This window comes from Holdemanella biformis DSM 3989 (assembly GCF_000156655.1).
Lineage (GTDB): Bacteria > Bacillota_I > Bacilli_A > Erysipelotrichales > Erysipelotrichaceae > Holdemanella > Holdemanella biformis.
On the sequence record NZ_DS996842.1, the window covers coordinates 162,609 to 177,214 of the forward strand.

The following is a 14,606-nucleotide window of genomic DNA, read 5'->3' on the forward strand; positions in this document are numbered from 1 at the left end:
GATAATCATTTATTTTCCTTTGAATTTAAGTTAAAATAATAAGTAGACTTGAGGTGGTTTTGTGATTGAACAATTGTCAGTAAAAGATTATGTATTATTCGAATCTTGTATCATAGATTTTACAAATGGAATGAGTGTGATTACGGGTGAAACAGGTGCCGGTAAATCGTTATTGATTGATGCGATTGGATATTTGAGTGGGGATCGCATTAAATCCAATGTGATTCGTAATGGAAAAGATAAGGCCATATTATCTATGGTTTTAACTTCGAATGAAAAAGTGAATTCGATTTTAGATGAAAATGGATTTGAAGTGGATGATCAAGTGATTATTTCGCGTACAATTTTGAATAATAATAAAAGTACTGTACGGATCAATCAACAGATCACAACTCTTTCTTTTGTTCGTAAAATCGTCAATTTATTAGTGGATGTTCATTCGCAAATGGATACATATCGTTTAATGGATACAAAACTTCAAATGGAATTATTGGATAGTTATGCCAAGGTAGAGGATTTAAAATCATCTGTAAAAGAGGCTTATTTTTCATATTCAAATGTTTTAAATGAATTAGAAACATTAAAAAATGAAGAATTTTCAGATTCGGAATTGGAGTTTTTAACTGCACAGCTAGATGAAATTGAAAATGCGAATATACAAGAAGATGAATTGGAGATGTTGAACGAACAGATTCATGAAGCTTCAAACTGGTTTAAAAATAAGAAGATCTTTCTATGTGTTTATATGAGATGGATAAAGAAAATGGTGCGTTGGATTCTTTGTATACGTTATATAAACAAGCTTCAAAATCATCAATACTAAATGCATATGAAGAAACATTTAAAAATTTATATTATTCTTTACAAAGTGTAGATGAAGAACTTAAGCATATTCGTGATACACATTCAAATGACGCTTTAGATTTGGATAGTCTTCAAAATCGTCAATATTTAATCAAGAAATTGTATCGTAAGTATGGTGGTTCCTACATGTCTTTAATGGAATCTAAAAAGAATATCATGGATAAAATTGATCGAATCATTCATCGTCAGGATGTATTTGATAAGTTGGAAAAAGAAAAAGAAGAATCCTTTGCGGCTTATATGAAATTGGCAAATGAATTGTCTGTTAAAAGAAAAGCTGTCTTTTCTTTACTTGAATCAAAGGTGATGGAGCATTGTAAAGATTTGATGTTAGAAAATGCTCGTTTTAAGATTTCTTGTACCGAAAAAAAGCCGTCTTCAAATGGTATTGATGAAATTGAATTTTTAGTGTCAATGAATCCAGGCCAGGATTTTTCAAGTTTAAGTGTATCTGCAAGTGGTGGTGAACTCTCTCGTTTGATGTTGGCATTAAAGGTTGTATTTCAGGCATCTAATGGAATTGAAACCATTATTTTTGATGAAATTGATACAGGTGTCAGTGGTAAAGTAGCTTTGGCAATGGGGGCTAAAATGAAGGCTTTATCCAATAAGTATCAAGTATTATGTATTACGCATTTAGCAAGTGTTGCCGTAATGGCTAACACGCATTATTTAGTAAGTAAAAAATCGACTTTTAATGAAACAATCACGCGTGTTCAAAAACTAGATCATGACCAAACGATTCAAGAGTTAGCTGTCATGACAAGTGGTGAAGCGAGTGTAAAGGCAAAAGAATCTATGCAAGATCTATGGGTGAAGATTCATGGCTAGAGTGATTTTACATATTGATTTAAATGCTTTTTTTGCGAGTTGTGAAGAAATAAAGAATCCGGATTTAAAGGAATTTCCAGTTGCGGTAGGATCGACTTCAAAGCGCGGCGTGATTTCGACTGCCAATTATGAAGCAAGAAAATATGGTGTGCATAGTGCAATGCCAGTTTATGAGGCTTTGCGTCTTTGTCCAGACTTAGTATTGATCCAAGGTGATTATGGATATTATCGTTCGATGTCCGCACAGTTTTTTGCGTGTTTAAAGACATTTACCCATCAAATTGAACCAGCAAGTATTGATGAGTGTTATATGGATGTTACCGATATTATCAAGCGTTATAAAAGGCCTTTAGATCTTGTGTTTGAAATTCAAAATGGAGTATATGAAAAATGTCATTTGAATTGTTCGATTGGTGTAGCACCCAATCGTTTTCTTGCGAAAATGGCGAGTGATATGCGCAAGCCCAAAGGAATCACAGTACTTAGAAAATCGGAACTTTCAACGAAGTTATGGCCTTTAAAAATCAACGAGATGCATGGTATTGGAAAAAAGAGTGTTCTCGTTTTAAATGAGATGGGAATCTATACGATTGGTGATTTTGCGGATGAAAAAAACGAACAAAAAATCTTACGTAAATTAGGTAAATCGAGTTATTCTCTGATTCAGAAAGCTCGTGGTAATTCAAGTGCAGCTTTGTGTTATTCAACAACACAAAAGAGTATTTCGATATCTAGAACCTATACCAATGATTTATATTCCATTGATGAGGTGAGTAGTAATCTTCAAATCATTATAAATGAATTGACGCATAAAATGCAGCGTGAAAATCAAAAAGGAAGACTTGTCACTTTAACATTAAGAGATACTGCTTTTCATAATGTGTGTCACAGTATGAATTTGAGTACATATTCAAATACATTATCCAATGATTTATGGGGCTTGTATGCAGCTATTAGAAGCTTATTTTGAGCCGATTGGATATCGTTATATTGGTGTTCATGTTGGTTCTTTAAAGGATGCCAAACAAATTGTAGAGCAGGTGGATTTGTTTGAAGTACCGCAAGAAAATACAGATTTCATATTAAATCGTTTAAATGCGAAAATGGATAGTAAATGTTTTATAAAAGCAAGTGATTTATTGAAGAAGGAGGGGTCAAATTGAGTTTAACGTTGGATTATTTTATTCATGAAGATTTAAAGTTATATCAAGATAGTGAACATTTTCGCTTTAATACGGATACGAAATTATTGGCGCAGTTTGTTCGTTTAAAAAAACAAGAACGTATTCTCGATATTGGTACAAACAATGGTGCTTTGTTGGTGTACTTTGATCAGTTTCATATAAAAGAGCTAGTGGGTGTTGAAGTATTAGAAGAAACGAGTAAAGTAGCTCAAAAGAATGCGGATTGTTTTATTAAGCATCCAGTAAAAATTGTAAATCAACCAATTCAAGAATATGTAGATGATTTATTTGATGTCGTTGTTAGCAATCCTCCTTATTTTAAAATGAATGCCAATCAAAAGCCGGAACATTTAAATTTTCGTCATTTGGGAAGAATGGAAGAAAATTTAACATTAGAACAATTGGTATTTCATGCGAATCGTTTATTGAAAAGTTATGGCCGTTTTTATATGGTGCATCGTCCCAATCGTTTAAATGAGATCAATAAAGTTCTATATGACAATAACTTTAGTATTCGTAATTTGAGGTTTGCGTATGATCATCGTGATCATAAGGTAAAATCTGTATTGATTGAGGCAATCAAAGAGTCGAATTGCGATATGAATGTATTAGAACCTATATATATTTAATTTTGTGTTATAATAGTTTTATGGAATTAAAAGATGCATTCGAGGATTATCATTTATATTTGAGTGTTGTGCAACGGAAATCAAAGAAAACTGTACAATCGTATCTACATGATATCGATGTTTACTTAGATTTTTTAAAGGATCGAAAGATTTCTAAGTGTGAAAATATTTCTGTTTTAGATATTGAGGCGTTTTTGGATTTTTATGCCGAGGATCATGTTGCGTCAAGTCTGAATCGCATGATTGCGAGTATTCATTCTTTTCATTTGCAGATATCAACTATGCATCCTGAAATCAAAGATGTATCTTTATTAATTCATGGGATGAAATCATCTAAGCATCTGCCTGTTTATTTAAGTGTGGATGAAGTAAAAAAAGTTTTTTCATCTTTTCAAGACAATGAGATCGACCAATATAATAAAACAATCTTAGTTGTATTATATTCTTGTGGTTTGCGTGTTAGTGAGCTTTGTGATTTAAAGCTAAATGATGTGCATTTGACAGAGCAAATCTTAAAAGTCAAAGGCAAAGGAGATAAGGAAAGAATCATTCCGATATCTTCTTATTGTGTTTCACAGATGAAATATTATTTAGATTCCATTCGCTTCGTTTGGGATGTAAAGAATGTTTCGTATTTTTTTGTGAATCGGTTAGGCCATATTTGTACAAGGCAATATGTTCACTTGATGATTAAACAAAAAGTGAATGAATTAAATTTAAATCCAAAAATATCTGCACATAGTTTCAGGCATTCGTTTGCGACGCATTTATTAGATGGAGATGCCGATTTAAGAATTGTTCAAGAGCTTTTAGGGCATTCCAATATTTCTACAACGCAAATCTATACGCATATTCAAGATAAGCGTTTATCGAGTGTTTATGATCGTTGTTTTCAAAAAATAGAAAAATCAAAGGAGGAATAGTATATGTCATGTGAAGGTTGTCCTTCTCAAGGAAAATGTGGTAAGAGCAGTGAAACATGTGGAATTCAATCCAATCCAGATAACCACATTAAAAATATTATCACTGTAATGTCTGGTAAGGGTGGAGTTGGTAAATCTACTGTTACGGTTATGTTAGCTAAGGCTATGGCTAAAAAAGGCTTAAAAGTTGGTATTATGGATGCGGATATTACGGGTCCTAGTATTCCTAGACTTTTAGCTTTGTCAAATCAACATGCGTTCGGAAATGAAAAGCAACAATTGATCCCAGTCGAATCCAAAGAAGGCATTAAAGTCATGTCTTTAAACTTTTTAGTTCAATCTGAATCGGATCCTGTGATTTGGCGTGGTCCTGTTATTGGTGGTGTTGTAAAACAATTCTATACAGATGTTGTATGGGGTGATTTAGATGTTTTATTGATTGATATGCCTCCAGGAACTGGTGATGTTGCCCTAACAATTATGCAGTCAATTCCAGTGCAGGGTGTTGTGATGGTTTCTACACCTCAGCCAATGGTGAGCATGATTGTAGAAAAGGCTTGTCACATGTGTGAAAAGATGGAAGTGAAAGTGCTTGGTATTATTGAAAATATGGCGTACTTAGAATGTCCAAATTGTCATGAAAGAATTGAATTCTATAAAAAAGAAGATGTGGAAACATTGTGTAATTCAACTTGTACAAAATTATATGGAACACTTCCAATGTTGGATTTGATTCGTGATATCAATGAGTATGATGCATATTCTAAGGATCAACAAGAAAAAGTAGATGCATATCTAAATGATATTGCCAATGAAATCTTAGAAGATATTGCCTAATGGAGTATATACTTCATAAAAAATCCAATTGTAAAAGAATAAAAATACGTGTAGTCAAAGGAGTGGTTTGTGTAAGCGCTCCTTTAAATGTTTCTAAAAGAGAAATTGATGATTTTGTAAAAGAACAATCGGCTTGGATCAAGAATCAATTAAGTAAGTATACTCTTTCTAAAGAGAATGACTTGATTTCTTTATTGGGTAAAAAATACAGATTACATTATATCGATCAAAGAGTTTGTTATGTTGAAGGTGATGATTTATATTTGTATCCAGATCAAACATTGATTCAAAAGTTCTTGAAACAAAACACAAAGAAATATATCGATCTTCGTTTTGAATTCTTTTGCGAACAATTACATATACACAATATTTCTTTACAATATGGCTTTTATAAAAGTAAGTGGGGAAGTTGTACACCTAGTAAACATAAGATTTGTTTCAATGTGAATCTTATATTTATGCCTTTAGAATTTGTGGATGCGATCATTCTTCATGAATTAGCGCATTTATTTCATTTCAATCATTCAAAAGCTTTTTATAATTTACTTTGTACTTGGATGCCAAATTATAGACAGGTTTTAAAAGAAAATAAAAGGAATCCAATTCCAAATTTGTATTAAAAAAGAGCTCAAATGAGCTCTCATTTTTTATACGTTAATAGCTGCTTGCATGCCTAATGCATCTTTTTCTTTAGCTAAAATTGGATCAATGAAGTCTTTGAAGAATTCTTCTGTTTGTTGAACAGAACGACCCACAAAGTTTTCTGGTTTCATGATAGAAAGGATTTGTTCTTTAGTCATGCCAAATTTTGGATCTTGTGCAATACGGTCAATCAAATCATTTGGTTTACCTTCTTCTTTAACAACACGACCAGCTGCCATTGAATGTTGACGAATCAATTCGTGTAACTCTTGACGATCCCCACCGGCTTTAACAGCATCCATCATAATGTTTTCTGTAGCCATGAATGGTAATTCTTTTAAAAGGTTTGCCTCTACAACTTTTGGATATACAACTAAACCATCACTTACATTTAAGTAAAGATCTAATAGTCCATCTGTAGCTAAGAAGGCTTCGGCTATTGAAATACGTTTGTTTGCAGAATCATCCAATGTTCTTTCAAACCATTGTGTACTTGCCGTAATTGCAGGGTTGATGGAATCAGCAATAATGTAGTTCGCAAGTGCTGCCATTCTTTCTGAACGCATAGGATTACGTTTGTAGGCCATTGCGCTTGAACCGATTTGTGATTTTTCAAATGGTTCTTCGATTTCTTTCATATGTTGTAATAAACGAATATCATTACTAAATTTGTGTGCACTTTGTGCGATTTGAACTAAGACTTGTAATACTTGTGTATCATATTTACGAGTATAGGTTTGTCCACTTACCGCAAAATATTGGTCGTAACCTAATTTTTCACAAATCTTTTTATCCAATGCTTTTACTTTGTCTGTATCTCCTTCAAACAATTCCATAAAGCTTGCTTGTGTTCCTGTTGTACCTTTACATCCTAATAGTTTTTTATTGTCTAATAAGTGTTGGATTTCAACGTAGTCCATATATAAGTCTTGTGCCCATAAGCTAGCTCTTTTACCTACAGTTGTTGGTTGAGCGGGTTGGAAGTGAGTAAACGCAAGACATGGCATGTCTTTGTATTTTAATGCGAATTCTCCTAATTTTTCTAATACATTGACAATTTTCTTTTGTACAAGCTCTAAAGCTTCGTGCATGATAATCAAATCTGTGTTATCCCCAACGTAGCAGCTTGTTGCGCCTAAGTGAATGATTCCTTTTGCTTTTGGACATTGCACTCCATATGCATATACGTGTGACATTACGTCATGTCGTACTTCTTTTTCTCTAGCTTTTGCGACATCGTAGTTAATATCTAAAGCGTGTGCTTTTAATTCTTCGATTTGTTCTTCTGTGATATCTAATCCTAATTCTTTTTCAGATTCTGCAAGAGCAATCCAAAGTCTTCTCCATGTCGTAAATTTTTTGTCGTTTGAAAATAATGCCTGCATTTCCTTAGATGCATATCTCTGTGAAAGAGGAGATTGGTAATATTCGTTCATTTGTTCCACCTATTCTAGTTAGTTTCTTCCTAACATTAATATTATATGTGTTTCAATTTTTAAATTCAACTTCAATTGTTGTATAATAGAAGAGTCTGAAAAAGGAGTACTTATGAAAACATTATCTATATTATCTACAAAACTAAGTGCCTGGGGACTTCATCTTATTGGAAGAGGTGGATCTATGCCTGGATCTATTGGTTGCAAGGTGGATAAGAATATATTAACGAAATTAAAATTTAATGGACCTGTCATTTTAGTTACGGGTACCAATGGTAAAACGAGTACCGCAAATATGATTACGGACTTATTTCAAAATGCAGGATACAATGTTATTTCGAATCGTAAAGGAGATAACTTAAAGGCGGGTATTGTGACTACATTACTTACAAATTGTAAGTTAAATGGTGAAATCAAAGCCAATGCGGTTGTATTAGAGTGTGATGAATTAAATGTAAGACACATTCTTCCTTTTATTCCGGTTACAGATTTTGTGGTCAACAACTTCTTTCGTGATCAATTAGATCGTGCGCGTGAAATGGAACAGTTGATTGATTCGATTGAAAAGGTTTTGCCAGATTATAAGGGGCGTTTGATTCTAAATGCGAATGATCCAAATGTTGTGCGTTTAAATTTAGTTGCTAAAAATGCGACTTGTTCTTATTTTGGAATGGATGAGAATAAGTATTCTGTTACAACCACAAAAGAGGCAAGTGAAGGGAAATTTTGTCCAAAGTGTGGGGCAAGGCTTGAATATAGTTATTATCAATATTCGCATATTGGTAAATTCCATTGTTCAAAATGTGATTTTAAAACACCAGAAATGGATGTTTGTCTAAAGAATATTGATTTGGATCAAGAAACATTTACGAGTGATAAAGTCAGCTTTAAATCTCCTTATGAAGGAATGTATTCGATGTATAATTGTGCGGTTGTATTAAATATTGCGAAAAATTATGGTATTTCTGTGGATTGTGTAAAATCTGTATTTAGTCATGCGCCTCAGCCTGCAGGAAGAAATGAAACGTTTAAGTCAAATGATCAAACATGTATTTTAAACTTAGTTAAAAATCCAACGGGTGCAAATGAGGTCATGAAGGTCATTGAAAAAGATGATTCAAATAAAACAATCGTAATTGTATTAAATGATCGTGAACAAGATGGTACAGATGTAAGCTGGATTTATGACACTTTCTTTGAAAAAATCATGAAGGATAGCACAAAAGAAATTATTTGTACGGGTCTGCGTGCAAATGATATGGCTTTAAGAATCTATTATGGTGGTTATAAAGGACCTTTAAGTGTGGTAGATACTTTAGATATTGCCATTAAAGCAGCTTTAGCTACAAAGCGTACTACTTATGCGATCGCAACGTATACGGCATTGCTTCCTACTCGTAATGCGATTAAAAAGGAGATGGGTCTATGAAAGTAGTTTGGATGTATCATGATATCATGGATCTTTATGGTGATAAGGGAAATATGATGGTTCTAAAGAAGCGTTGTTTAGATCGTGGTATTCCTTTTGAATTGGATACTTGTGGTATTGGTGAAGAAAAAGATTTAAGTGAATATGATTTAATATTTTTAGGTGGTGGTGCAGATAAGGAACAAATTAGTTTGATTCCTGATTTACTGTCGCGTAAAGAAAATATTAAAAAGGCAATGGATGAGAAGACGTTTGTTCTTTTAATTTGTGGTGGATATCAATTGTTTGGTCAATATTATATTGCGGCGAATAATGAAAAAATTTCTGGCTTGCAGTTCTATGATTATTATACGGATACGGGTAAAGCTGGTAGTCGTTGTATTGGAAATGTTGTGATTGATGCCGATTTGGATGGTTTAAAAACGCGTATTGTTGGTTTTGAAAATCATGGTGGTCAAACATTAAATGTAACACATCCTTTAGGTAAGGTGATTAAGGGGTATGGTAATAGTTTTGGTGCAGGTTATGAAGGTTTCTATGATGGAAAGATTTTAGGAACCTATTTACATGGTCCATTACTTCCTAAAAATCCTGAGGTTGCGGATTTTGTGATTTCAAAAGCAATACAAAAAAGAAATCCAGATTTTAAATATAGTGATTTAAAACCACTAGAAGATAAATTTGAAACAATGGCTCGTGAGGCTGTGTTTAAAAAATTAGAAATATAAAAAAGATGTCATTAGACATCTAAAAACATAGTACATAAGGGGTTTATTATATTTTTTGACTCGAACGATAATTGCGTACTATATTTTTTAACACTCACTCCTTTCATGGTTTTAGTATATGAGTTATATTGACATTAATTATGTCAATTATATGAGGAATAGTATGAAAAATTTAATTTTATCAATTGTTGTCATTCTTTCAACTTTGATTACGCCAATATCTGCTTACGAATTGGATGATATTCCAGAATATAATGGAACGCCTTATGTTGAGATTCATGATAATGAGCCTCAATTTAATTCGAGTGATATGAACAAGAAGAGTTTTGAATCGTATTCAAATTTGGATTCTTTAGACCGGCCACAAGTCGCATATGCGAATATTTCTAAAGATTTAATGCCAAATACGAAGCGTACAAGTATTGGTACTGTAAAGCCGGCTGGATGGCATACCGTTCGTTATAAGGGAATTGATGGGAAGTATTTATATAATCGTTGTCATTTGATTGGGTATCAATTGACAGGTGAGAATGCAAATCGAAAAAATTTAATGATAGGCACACGGTATTTGAACGTAGAGGGTATGCTTCCTTTTGAAAACGAGGTGTGTGATTATATAAAAAAGACCGATCATCACGTATTATATCGCGTTACACCTATATACGATGGTGATAATCTCGTTGCCAATGGTGTTCAAATAGAGGCTTATTCTGTTGAAGATAAAGGTCAGGGGATATCCTTTAATGTATATTGTTATAATGTGCAGCCAGGTATTAAAATTGACTATAAAACAGGCGATTCAAGTCGTTTGAAAGAGAGTATTATAAAGGAATATAAGGCAAGTGAAGACAATATGACGTATATTTTAAATGTAAATACGCATAAGTTTCATAAACCTACTTGTTCAAGTGTGAAAAAAATGAAGGATTCAAATAAGATTGAAACAAAAGATTCTAGAGATGTTTTGCTTCAACAGGGCTATTTGCCTTGTAAAAACTGTAATCCATAGGAGAATTAACATGAAAAAAATAATAAGTCTAATATGTATATGTGTTTTATCTTTATCTTTATTTGGCTGTTCAAAGCCAGAAAATCATGTGGATCTTACTTCTAATGTATCTTGTAAATTATTGGATGTTTTAACCGTAACAAATGAAACGGATAATTCAACATATTATTATTATTTGGCAAGTATAAAAAACAAGGGTAAGAAACCATTTAATACACAAGAGCTTTATTATACAGTTACGGATAATAACGAAAAAGATATTAGTGTCATTGATAAATATCAATCGACACCAACATATGCGATCAGCAAAGGACAAAGTACGTATATTTATGGATATATTGGTTTTCCAAATAATGATCAGAAAAACTTGGGTTTATCTTTCAATAAGAAAAAGCAATTCTTGCCTTTTAAAGCATTTAACATTCGTAAGGCGAGTGATAAAAATGTAAAGGATTCGAAAGCTAAAAAATATGTGTTCTTTGAGGATGATGCATTGAAAATCAGTGTGGATGGATCAAAAGCAAAATATGTATATGAGAATAATGAAACGGTATTAAAAAATGTTAAAATTCGCTATGAAAATAAAACAGAAAGCCGTATTACAGTTCCTTATATTACGCCAAGTGCTACTTTAGAGGGTATTGATTTAAGTGGCAAAGGTGAATTTTCAAGTATGGAAGATATTCAAAAAAAGGATTTTTCAACGAATGGGATGGCACCTAAAACACAAAGTTTTAAGGCTAAAGTAACGGGTTATATGTTGTATTTCTTAGATAGTAAACAGACAATCAACGCAGAAATTGAATTTCATTTTGAAAATGCAGCACCTGATTTTACGGACAAAAGTACAAAGCCTTTTGTGGTCAATATGAATTCGAAGGCTTTTGGAAAATCGAACACATTTAAGATTGGACTTGAATAAGTCCTTTTCTTTTTAGTTCACATTGTTGTATAATTTTCGAGGTGATGATTATGTCAGAAATGAAAGGATTAGTTCTTGAAGGCGGAGGCTTTCGAGGTATGTATACTTGTGGTGTCATTGATGCATTTATGGAAAATGGCTTATGTTTCGATGAAGTAGTTGGAGTTAGTGCTGGTGCAGCCTTTGGTTGTAACATCAAGTCAAAACAGATTGGTAGAGCTCTTCGTTATAATAAACGTTTTTGTCAAGATTCAAGATATTCTGGTTTAAAAAGTTTTATAAAAACAGGCGATTTATACAATAAGGAGTTTGCGTATGGCATTGTACCTACGATTTTAGATCCGTTTGATACAAAAACATTTAGAGAAAACCCATTAAAATTTACTGTGGTATGTACGGATATTCATACTGGAAATCCCATTTATCATGAGATTTTGAATGGGGATGCCACAGATATTGAATGGATTCGTGCTTCTGCATCGATTCCGATTGTTTCGAAACCCGTAAAACTAGATGGTTATGAGTTATTAGATGGTGGTGTGAGTGATTCAATTCCTGTAAATTGGATGTTAGAAAGATCTACTAAAACAGTTGTAGTATTAACGCGTGATAAATCGTATCGTAAAGAACCAATGAAGTATATCAAACTTTTAAAGAGGGCTTTCAAAGAATATCCAAATCTTACAAAAGCTTTAGAGAATCGATATATCGTATATAATAAAACGTTGGATCAAATTGAACAATTAGAAAGGGAAGGCAAAGTGTTTGTGATTCGACCTTCTAAACCGATTGCGTGTGCAATGATTGAAAAAGATCCAAATCATCTACAAGAGATTTATGATATTGGAAGACGGGATGCATTACATTATTTAGAGGACTTAAAAAAATATTTGTGAAGTGTTTCGCATATTAAATCGTGATATATTTATAAAAATATTTAGGAGTGATCACAATGAATATTTTAAAAAAACCAGGACGCATTCTATTAATGATTATGATTGTATTAGCTGTGGTTTGTCCATATCGTGTTCATATGTATAAAACAAAAATTGAAGAGATTCAATCTGGCAAGCTTCAAATTGATGATATGCCGTATGCAGCATCGGATCTGCATCCATATTCAGCATATTTAATGGCCGTACCATATATCATTATTGAAGTTGTATTAGGTTCCTTATATTATGTAAGAACTAGAGATTCATAGGACTCTGTGATTTGTCGTGAAATCAAAAAAGATGAACAACTATACGTCTCAATTCAAATTAGAGAATGTGTATTTATAATATAAATCTAGATATTGTACTTAATCATAAACTAAGAATCTTGATTTACACGAATTTGAATTAAAGAATACCTAATACGAAGCATCAATCCTTGCATTGAATCCGTCAAATATCAATATTAAGCAGATTTATTCGATTTCTATCGAATTTCTGCTCTATTTTTAATTTTATAAATATTACATAAGATAGATTATGCGAAGTTCTTGCTCTTTTTAAGAAGCCTATTCATTTGCTTTTTGAAACAGAGAAACTAAGCATCACCTAAGTAAAACTAAGCATCACTTATAAGAAACTTTCGTGTTTTTACTTAACTAAACTAAGCATCACCTAAGATAATGTTTTGTCTTTTATAAGTATATTAATCTTCTTAATAAGTATATCTTATATAATTAGACTTAGGTTAATTTATTTTACTTGACATAGTTTGTATTATATAAGTTTGTATAGTATTAGTTCTTATAGAAAATCAATACAGTTCTATGCAATCAAACTAAAAGGTTCTTATAGAAAAGTGTTGTGTATTCCCTATGTCAAAGTAAAAGGTTCTTATGCCTTGGTGAGCATAAAAAAACAAAGAAACACAGAGTCTCTTTGTTAGTTATCATCTGTAATGTAATCACAGATGTTCTTCGATGCAGGAGTTCTTCTTGTAGCCTTTCTCTTTGGCTTTACAGGCTCCTCATTTAGAATGGCGATCACCTGTTTAGCTACTTCATGTGGCTTCAGGCGATGATTGACATCTTCTTCTAAAACCATTCGAGTTGCTCTGCCGATTGAGTCAGAGTCAAACTCTACATAGATTTCACGGACCAAGTCGATGACCTTTGTCATCATCTTGCTCTCATAAACCATGTTGCTGATGTTGGATTCAGGCATTTGATATTTGTTCTTCTCTTCCTCAGCAATCGTAAGAATACGTTCATCTTCAAGTTCTTCAGTTCTTGCCTGATTAACAATGTCGATAGCACCTTTCAACTGTTTGAAATGCTTGTTGTTAACACGCACAATGAACTTCTTGTCGATGGTCTCAATCTTCCCTTTGGACTTACTGTCAATGTATTCCAGCATGATCCATTTGTACAACCAAATCAGCATGTTAATGATACCACCTGAGCACTCATACAAAGTGTCTGAAAGTTCCTTAGACCATTGAATCGGTGTATCCAGCCATTGCCAAGTCAAAAGCATATTCACCAGCATGTTGAAATAATCCTTGTCAGTCGTATATGCGGAAGCGTCAATGAAGTCACCTGCTCTACGTGCATTTCTAAGCATTGTAAACAGCTTCTTGTAGGCTTCATCTGTTCCAACTACACTCAAGGCTACCTTTGTCTTGTTGACGATACCTAACAGACCTTCATAGCTGTTTTCTCTATTGGTGTTGAAGTCGATAAGCTGGATTTCGTCCATCACAATAGTTCCAATCGAGAACATTTCGATAAGCTGGCAGACTTTTAATTGCTTGTCTGCAAGGCTTTTGCACTTCTTGTTAATCATGACTTCATAGATAGGTTCGGGATTTCCTAAAGCATTATCAATGGCTTCTCCAATCTGTCTATACAAGGTTGAAAAGTTGCTGTTTGGCATACAACTTACGACCAGATATGTAATCTGTGGAATCGAAGTTCCAGGATCTGGATGGTGCATGATTACTTGTGGGATGTTATCGAACAACTGCTTCAATGAAGATGATTTGCCGCATCCTGAATAGCCTAGCAAGGCAAACCCAGATGGAGCACTATCTTCGATTTTACCCTTCATTTTGATGAGTTTCTTGTCAGTTGACTCGCCAATAGCATTTGTGTCCCAGACATAGGATTTGCGAAGCATATAGGAGCTAACGATTACATCATAGTTGATGAATTCCAAACTGCTTTTGGAACGATAAA

Annotated in this window: 16 protein-coding genes; 14 read left to right on the top strand and 2 right to left on the bottom strand. The window is 33.1% G+C overall.

Going from position 1 to position 14,606, the window contains the following annotated elements:
• Positions 1 to 61 precede the first annotated feature (61 nt).
• The 8 genes from EUBIFOR_RS12150 to EUBIFOR_RS05850 are packed head-to-tail and all read left to right on the top strand — an operon-like array spanning position 62 to position 5,888.
• Entirely contained in the window at positions 62 to 823 is a 762-nt protein-coding gene (locus EUBIFOR_RS12150) for an AAA family ATPase (RefSeq protein WP_003865038.1), read from the top strand.
• Complete coding sequence (locus tag EUBIFOR_RS12155; RefSeq protein WP_050755945.1) at positions 736 to 1,695, top strand: DNA repair protein RecN; 960 nt, start codon at positions 736 to 738, stop codon at positions 1,693 to 1,695. The genes EUBIFOR_RS12150 and EUBIFOR_RS12155 overlap by 88 nt, the downstream gene beginning before the upstream one ends.
• Positions 1,688 to 2,665: a DNA polymerase IV gene (gene dinB / locus EUBIFOR_RS05830; RefSeq protein WP_003865040.1), complete on the top strand. Its 978-nt coding sequence runs from the start codon at positions 1,688 to 1,690 to the stop codon at positions 2,663 to 2,665. Before EUBIFOR_RS12155 ends, dinB begins: the two co-directional genes overlap by 8 nt.
• On the top strand, positions 2,640 to 2,858 hold the full coding sequence (locus EUBIFOR_RS12160; protein WP_003865041.1) for a hypothetical protein: 219 nt from the start codon (positions 2,640 to 2,642) through the stop codon (positions 2,856 to 2,858). The genes dinB and EUBIFOR_RS12160 overlap by 26 nt, the downstream gene beginning before the upstream one ends.
• On the top strand, positions 2,855 to 3,508 hold the full coding sequence (locus EUBIFOR_RS05835; protein ID WP_003865042.1) for a tRNA1(Val) (adenine(37)-N6)-methyltransferase: 654 nt from the start codon (positions 2,855 to 2,857) through the stop codon (positions 3,506 to 3,508). The genes EUBIFOR_RS12160 and EUBIFOR_RS05835 overlap by 4 nt, the downstream gene beginning before the upstream one ends.
• Before the next feature lie 20 nt (positions 3,509 to 3,528).
• Positions 3,529 to 4,431 carry a tyrosine-type recombinase/integrase gene (locus tag EUBIFOR_RS05840; RefSeq protein WP_003865043.1) on the top strand — a complete coding sequence of 301 codons (903 nt, stop codon included), beginning with the start codon at positions 3,529 to 3,531 and terminating at the stop codon, positions 4,429 to 4,431.
• A 3-nt stretch (positions 4,432 to 4,434) separates the two neighbouring features.
• Positions 4,435 to 5,268, top strand: a complete 834-nt coding sequence (locus EUBIFOR_RS05845; RefSeq protein ID WP_003865044.1) for an Mrp/NBP35 family ATP-binding protein — start codon at positions 4,435 to 4,437, stop codon at positions 5,266 to 5,268.
• The gene (locus tag EUBIFOR_RS05850) at positions 5,268 to 5,888 is read left to right on the top strand and encodes a M48 family metallopeptidase (RefSeq protein WP_003865045.1); all 621 of its coding nucleotides are present in this window, start codon (positions 5,268 to 5,270) and stop codon (positions 5,886 to 5,888) included. Before EUBIFOR_RS05845 ends, EUBIFOR_RS05850 begins: the two co-directional genes overlap by 1 nt.
• A gap of 27 nt (positions 5,889 to 5,915) precedes the next feature.
• Here the strand turns inward: EUBIFOR_RS05850 and purB are convergent, their stop codons facing one another.
• Entirely contained in the window at positions 5,916 to 7,346 is a 1,431-nt protein-coding gene (purB, locus tag EUBIFOR_RS05855; RefSeq protein ID WP_040466246.1) for an adenylosuccinate lyase, read from the bottom strand.
• Between the two features lie 112 nt (positions 7,347 to 7,458).
• Here purB and EUBIFOR_RS05860 point away from each other — a divergent pair, with 112 nt between their 5' ends.
• The 6 genes from EUBIFOR_RS05860 to EUBIFOR_RS05885 all read left to right on the top strand — a co-directional run bounded on the left by EUBIFOR_RS05860 (position 7,459) and on the right by EUBIFOR_RS05885 (position 12,638).
• Positions 7,459 to 8,775: a Mur ligase family protein gene (locus EUBIFOR_RS05860; RefSeq protein WP_003865047.1), complete on the top strand. Its 1,317-nt coding sequence runs from the start codon at positions 7,459 to 7,461 to the stop codon at positions 8,773 to 8,775.
• Positions 8,772 to 9,503 (top strand): type 1 glutamine amidotransferase, encoded by a 732-nt coding sequence (locus EUBIFOR_RS05865; protein WP_003865048.1) that lies wholly within the window; start codon positions 8,772 to 8,774, stop codon positions 9,501 to 9,503. The genes EUBIFOR_RS05860 and EUBIFOR_RS05865 overlap by 4 nt, the downstream gene beginning before the upstream one ends.
• A 163-nt stretch (positions 9,504 to 9,666) precedes the next feature.
• Positions 9,667 to 10,512: a DNA/RNA non-specific endonuclease gene (locus EUBIFOR_RS05870; protein ID WP_244264155.1), complete on the top strand. Its 846-nt coding sequence runs from the start codon at positions 9,667 to 9,669 to the stop codon at positions 10,510 to 10,512.
• A gap of 10 nt (positions 10,513 to 10,522) precedes the next feature.
• On the top strand, positions 10,523 to 11,434 hold the full coding sequence (locus tag EUBIFOR_RS05875; protein WP_003865050.1) for a hypothetical protein: 912 nt from the start codon (positions 10,523 to 10,525) through the stop codon (positions 11,432 to 11,434).
• A 50-nt stretch (positions 11,435 to 11,484) separates the two neighbouring features.
• Positions 11,485 to 12,330: a patatin-like phospholipase family protein gene (locus EUBIFOR_RS13410; protein ID WP_003865051.1), complete on the top strand. Its 846-nt coding sequence runs from the start codon at positions 11,485 to 11,487 to the stop codon at positions 12,328 to 12,330.
• A 56-nt stretch (positions 12,331 to 12,386) separates the two neighbouring features.
• On the top strand, positions 12,387 to 12,638 hold the full coding sequence (locus EUBIFOR_RS05885) for a hypothetical protein (protein WP_003865052.1): 252 nt from the start codon (positions 12,387 to 12,389) through the stop codon (positions 12,636 to 12,638).
• 673 nt (positions 12,639 to 13,311) lie between these two features.
• Here the strand turns inward: EUBIFOR_RS05885 and EUBIFOR_RS05890 are convergent.
• Positions 13,312 to 14,606, bottom strand: a 1,295-nt coding sequence (locus EUBIFOR_RS05890; protein ID WP_040466247.1) for an ATP-binding protein, incomplete at its 5' end; no start/stop codon positions are given.

Excerpts from the sequence above, each read along its gene's own strand:
- EUBIFOR_RS05845 (WP_003865044.1), top strand. The coding sequence starts at position 4,435 with ATGTCATGTGAAGGTTGTCCTTCTCAAGGAAAATGTGGTAAGAGCAGT.
- EUBIFOR_RS05860 (WP_003865047.1), top strand. The coding sequence starts at position 7,459 with ATGAAAACATTATCTATATTATCTACAAAACTAAGTGCCTGGGGACTT.
- EUBIFOR_RS05875 (WP_003865050.1), top strand. The coding sequence starts at position 10,523 with ATGAAAAAAATAATAAGTCTAATATGTATATGTGTTTTATCTTTATCT.
- EUBIFOR_RS05885 (WP_003865052.1), top strand. The coding sequence starts at position 12,387 with ATGAATATTTTAAAAAAACCAGGACGCATTCTATTAATGATTATGATT.
- EUBIFOR_RS05865 (WP_003865048.1), top strand. The coding sequence starts at position 8,772 with ATGAAAGTAGTTTGGATGTATCATGATATCATGGATCTTTATGGTGAT.
- purB (WP_040466246.1), bottom strand. The coding sequence starts at position 7,346 with ATGAACGAATATTACCAATCTCCTCTTTCACAGAGATATGCATCTAAG.
- EUBIFOR_RS05850 (WP_003865045.1), top strand. The coding sequence starts at position 5,268 with ATGGAGTATATACTTCATAAAAAATCCAATTGTAAAAGAATAAAAATA.
- EUBIFOR_RS05840 (WP_003865043.1), top strand. The coding sequence starts at position 3,529 with ATGGAATTAAAAGATGCATTCGAGGATTATCATTTATATTTGAGTGTT.
- EUBIFOR_RS05870 (WP_244264155.1), top strand. The coding sequence starts at position 9,667 with ATGAAAAATTTAATTTTATCAATTGTTGTCATTCTTTCAACTTTGATT.
- EUBIFOR_RS13410 (WP_003865051.1), top strand. The coding sequence starts at position 11,485 with ATGTCAGAAATGAAAGGATTAGTTCTTGAAGGCGGAGGCTTTCGAGGT.
- EUBIFOR_RS12155 (WP_050755945.1), top strand. The coding sequence starts at position 736 with ATGTGTTTATATGAGATGGATAAAGAAAATGGTGCGTTGGATTCTTTG.
- dinB (WP_003865040.1), top strand. The coding sequence starts at position 1,688 with ATGGCTAGAGTGATTTTACATATTGATTTAAATGCTTTTTTTGCGAGT.
- EUBIFOR_RS12160 (WP_003865041.1), top strand. The coding sequence starts at position 2,640 with ATGCAGCTATTAGAAGCTTATTTTGAGCCGATTGGATATCGTTATATT.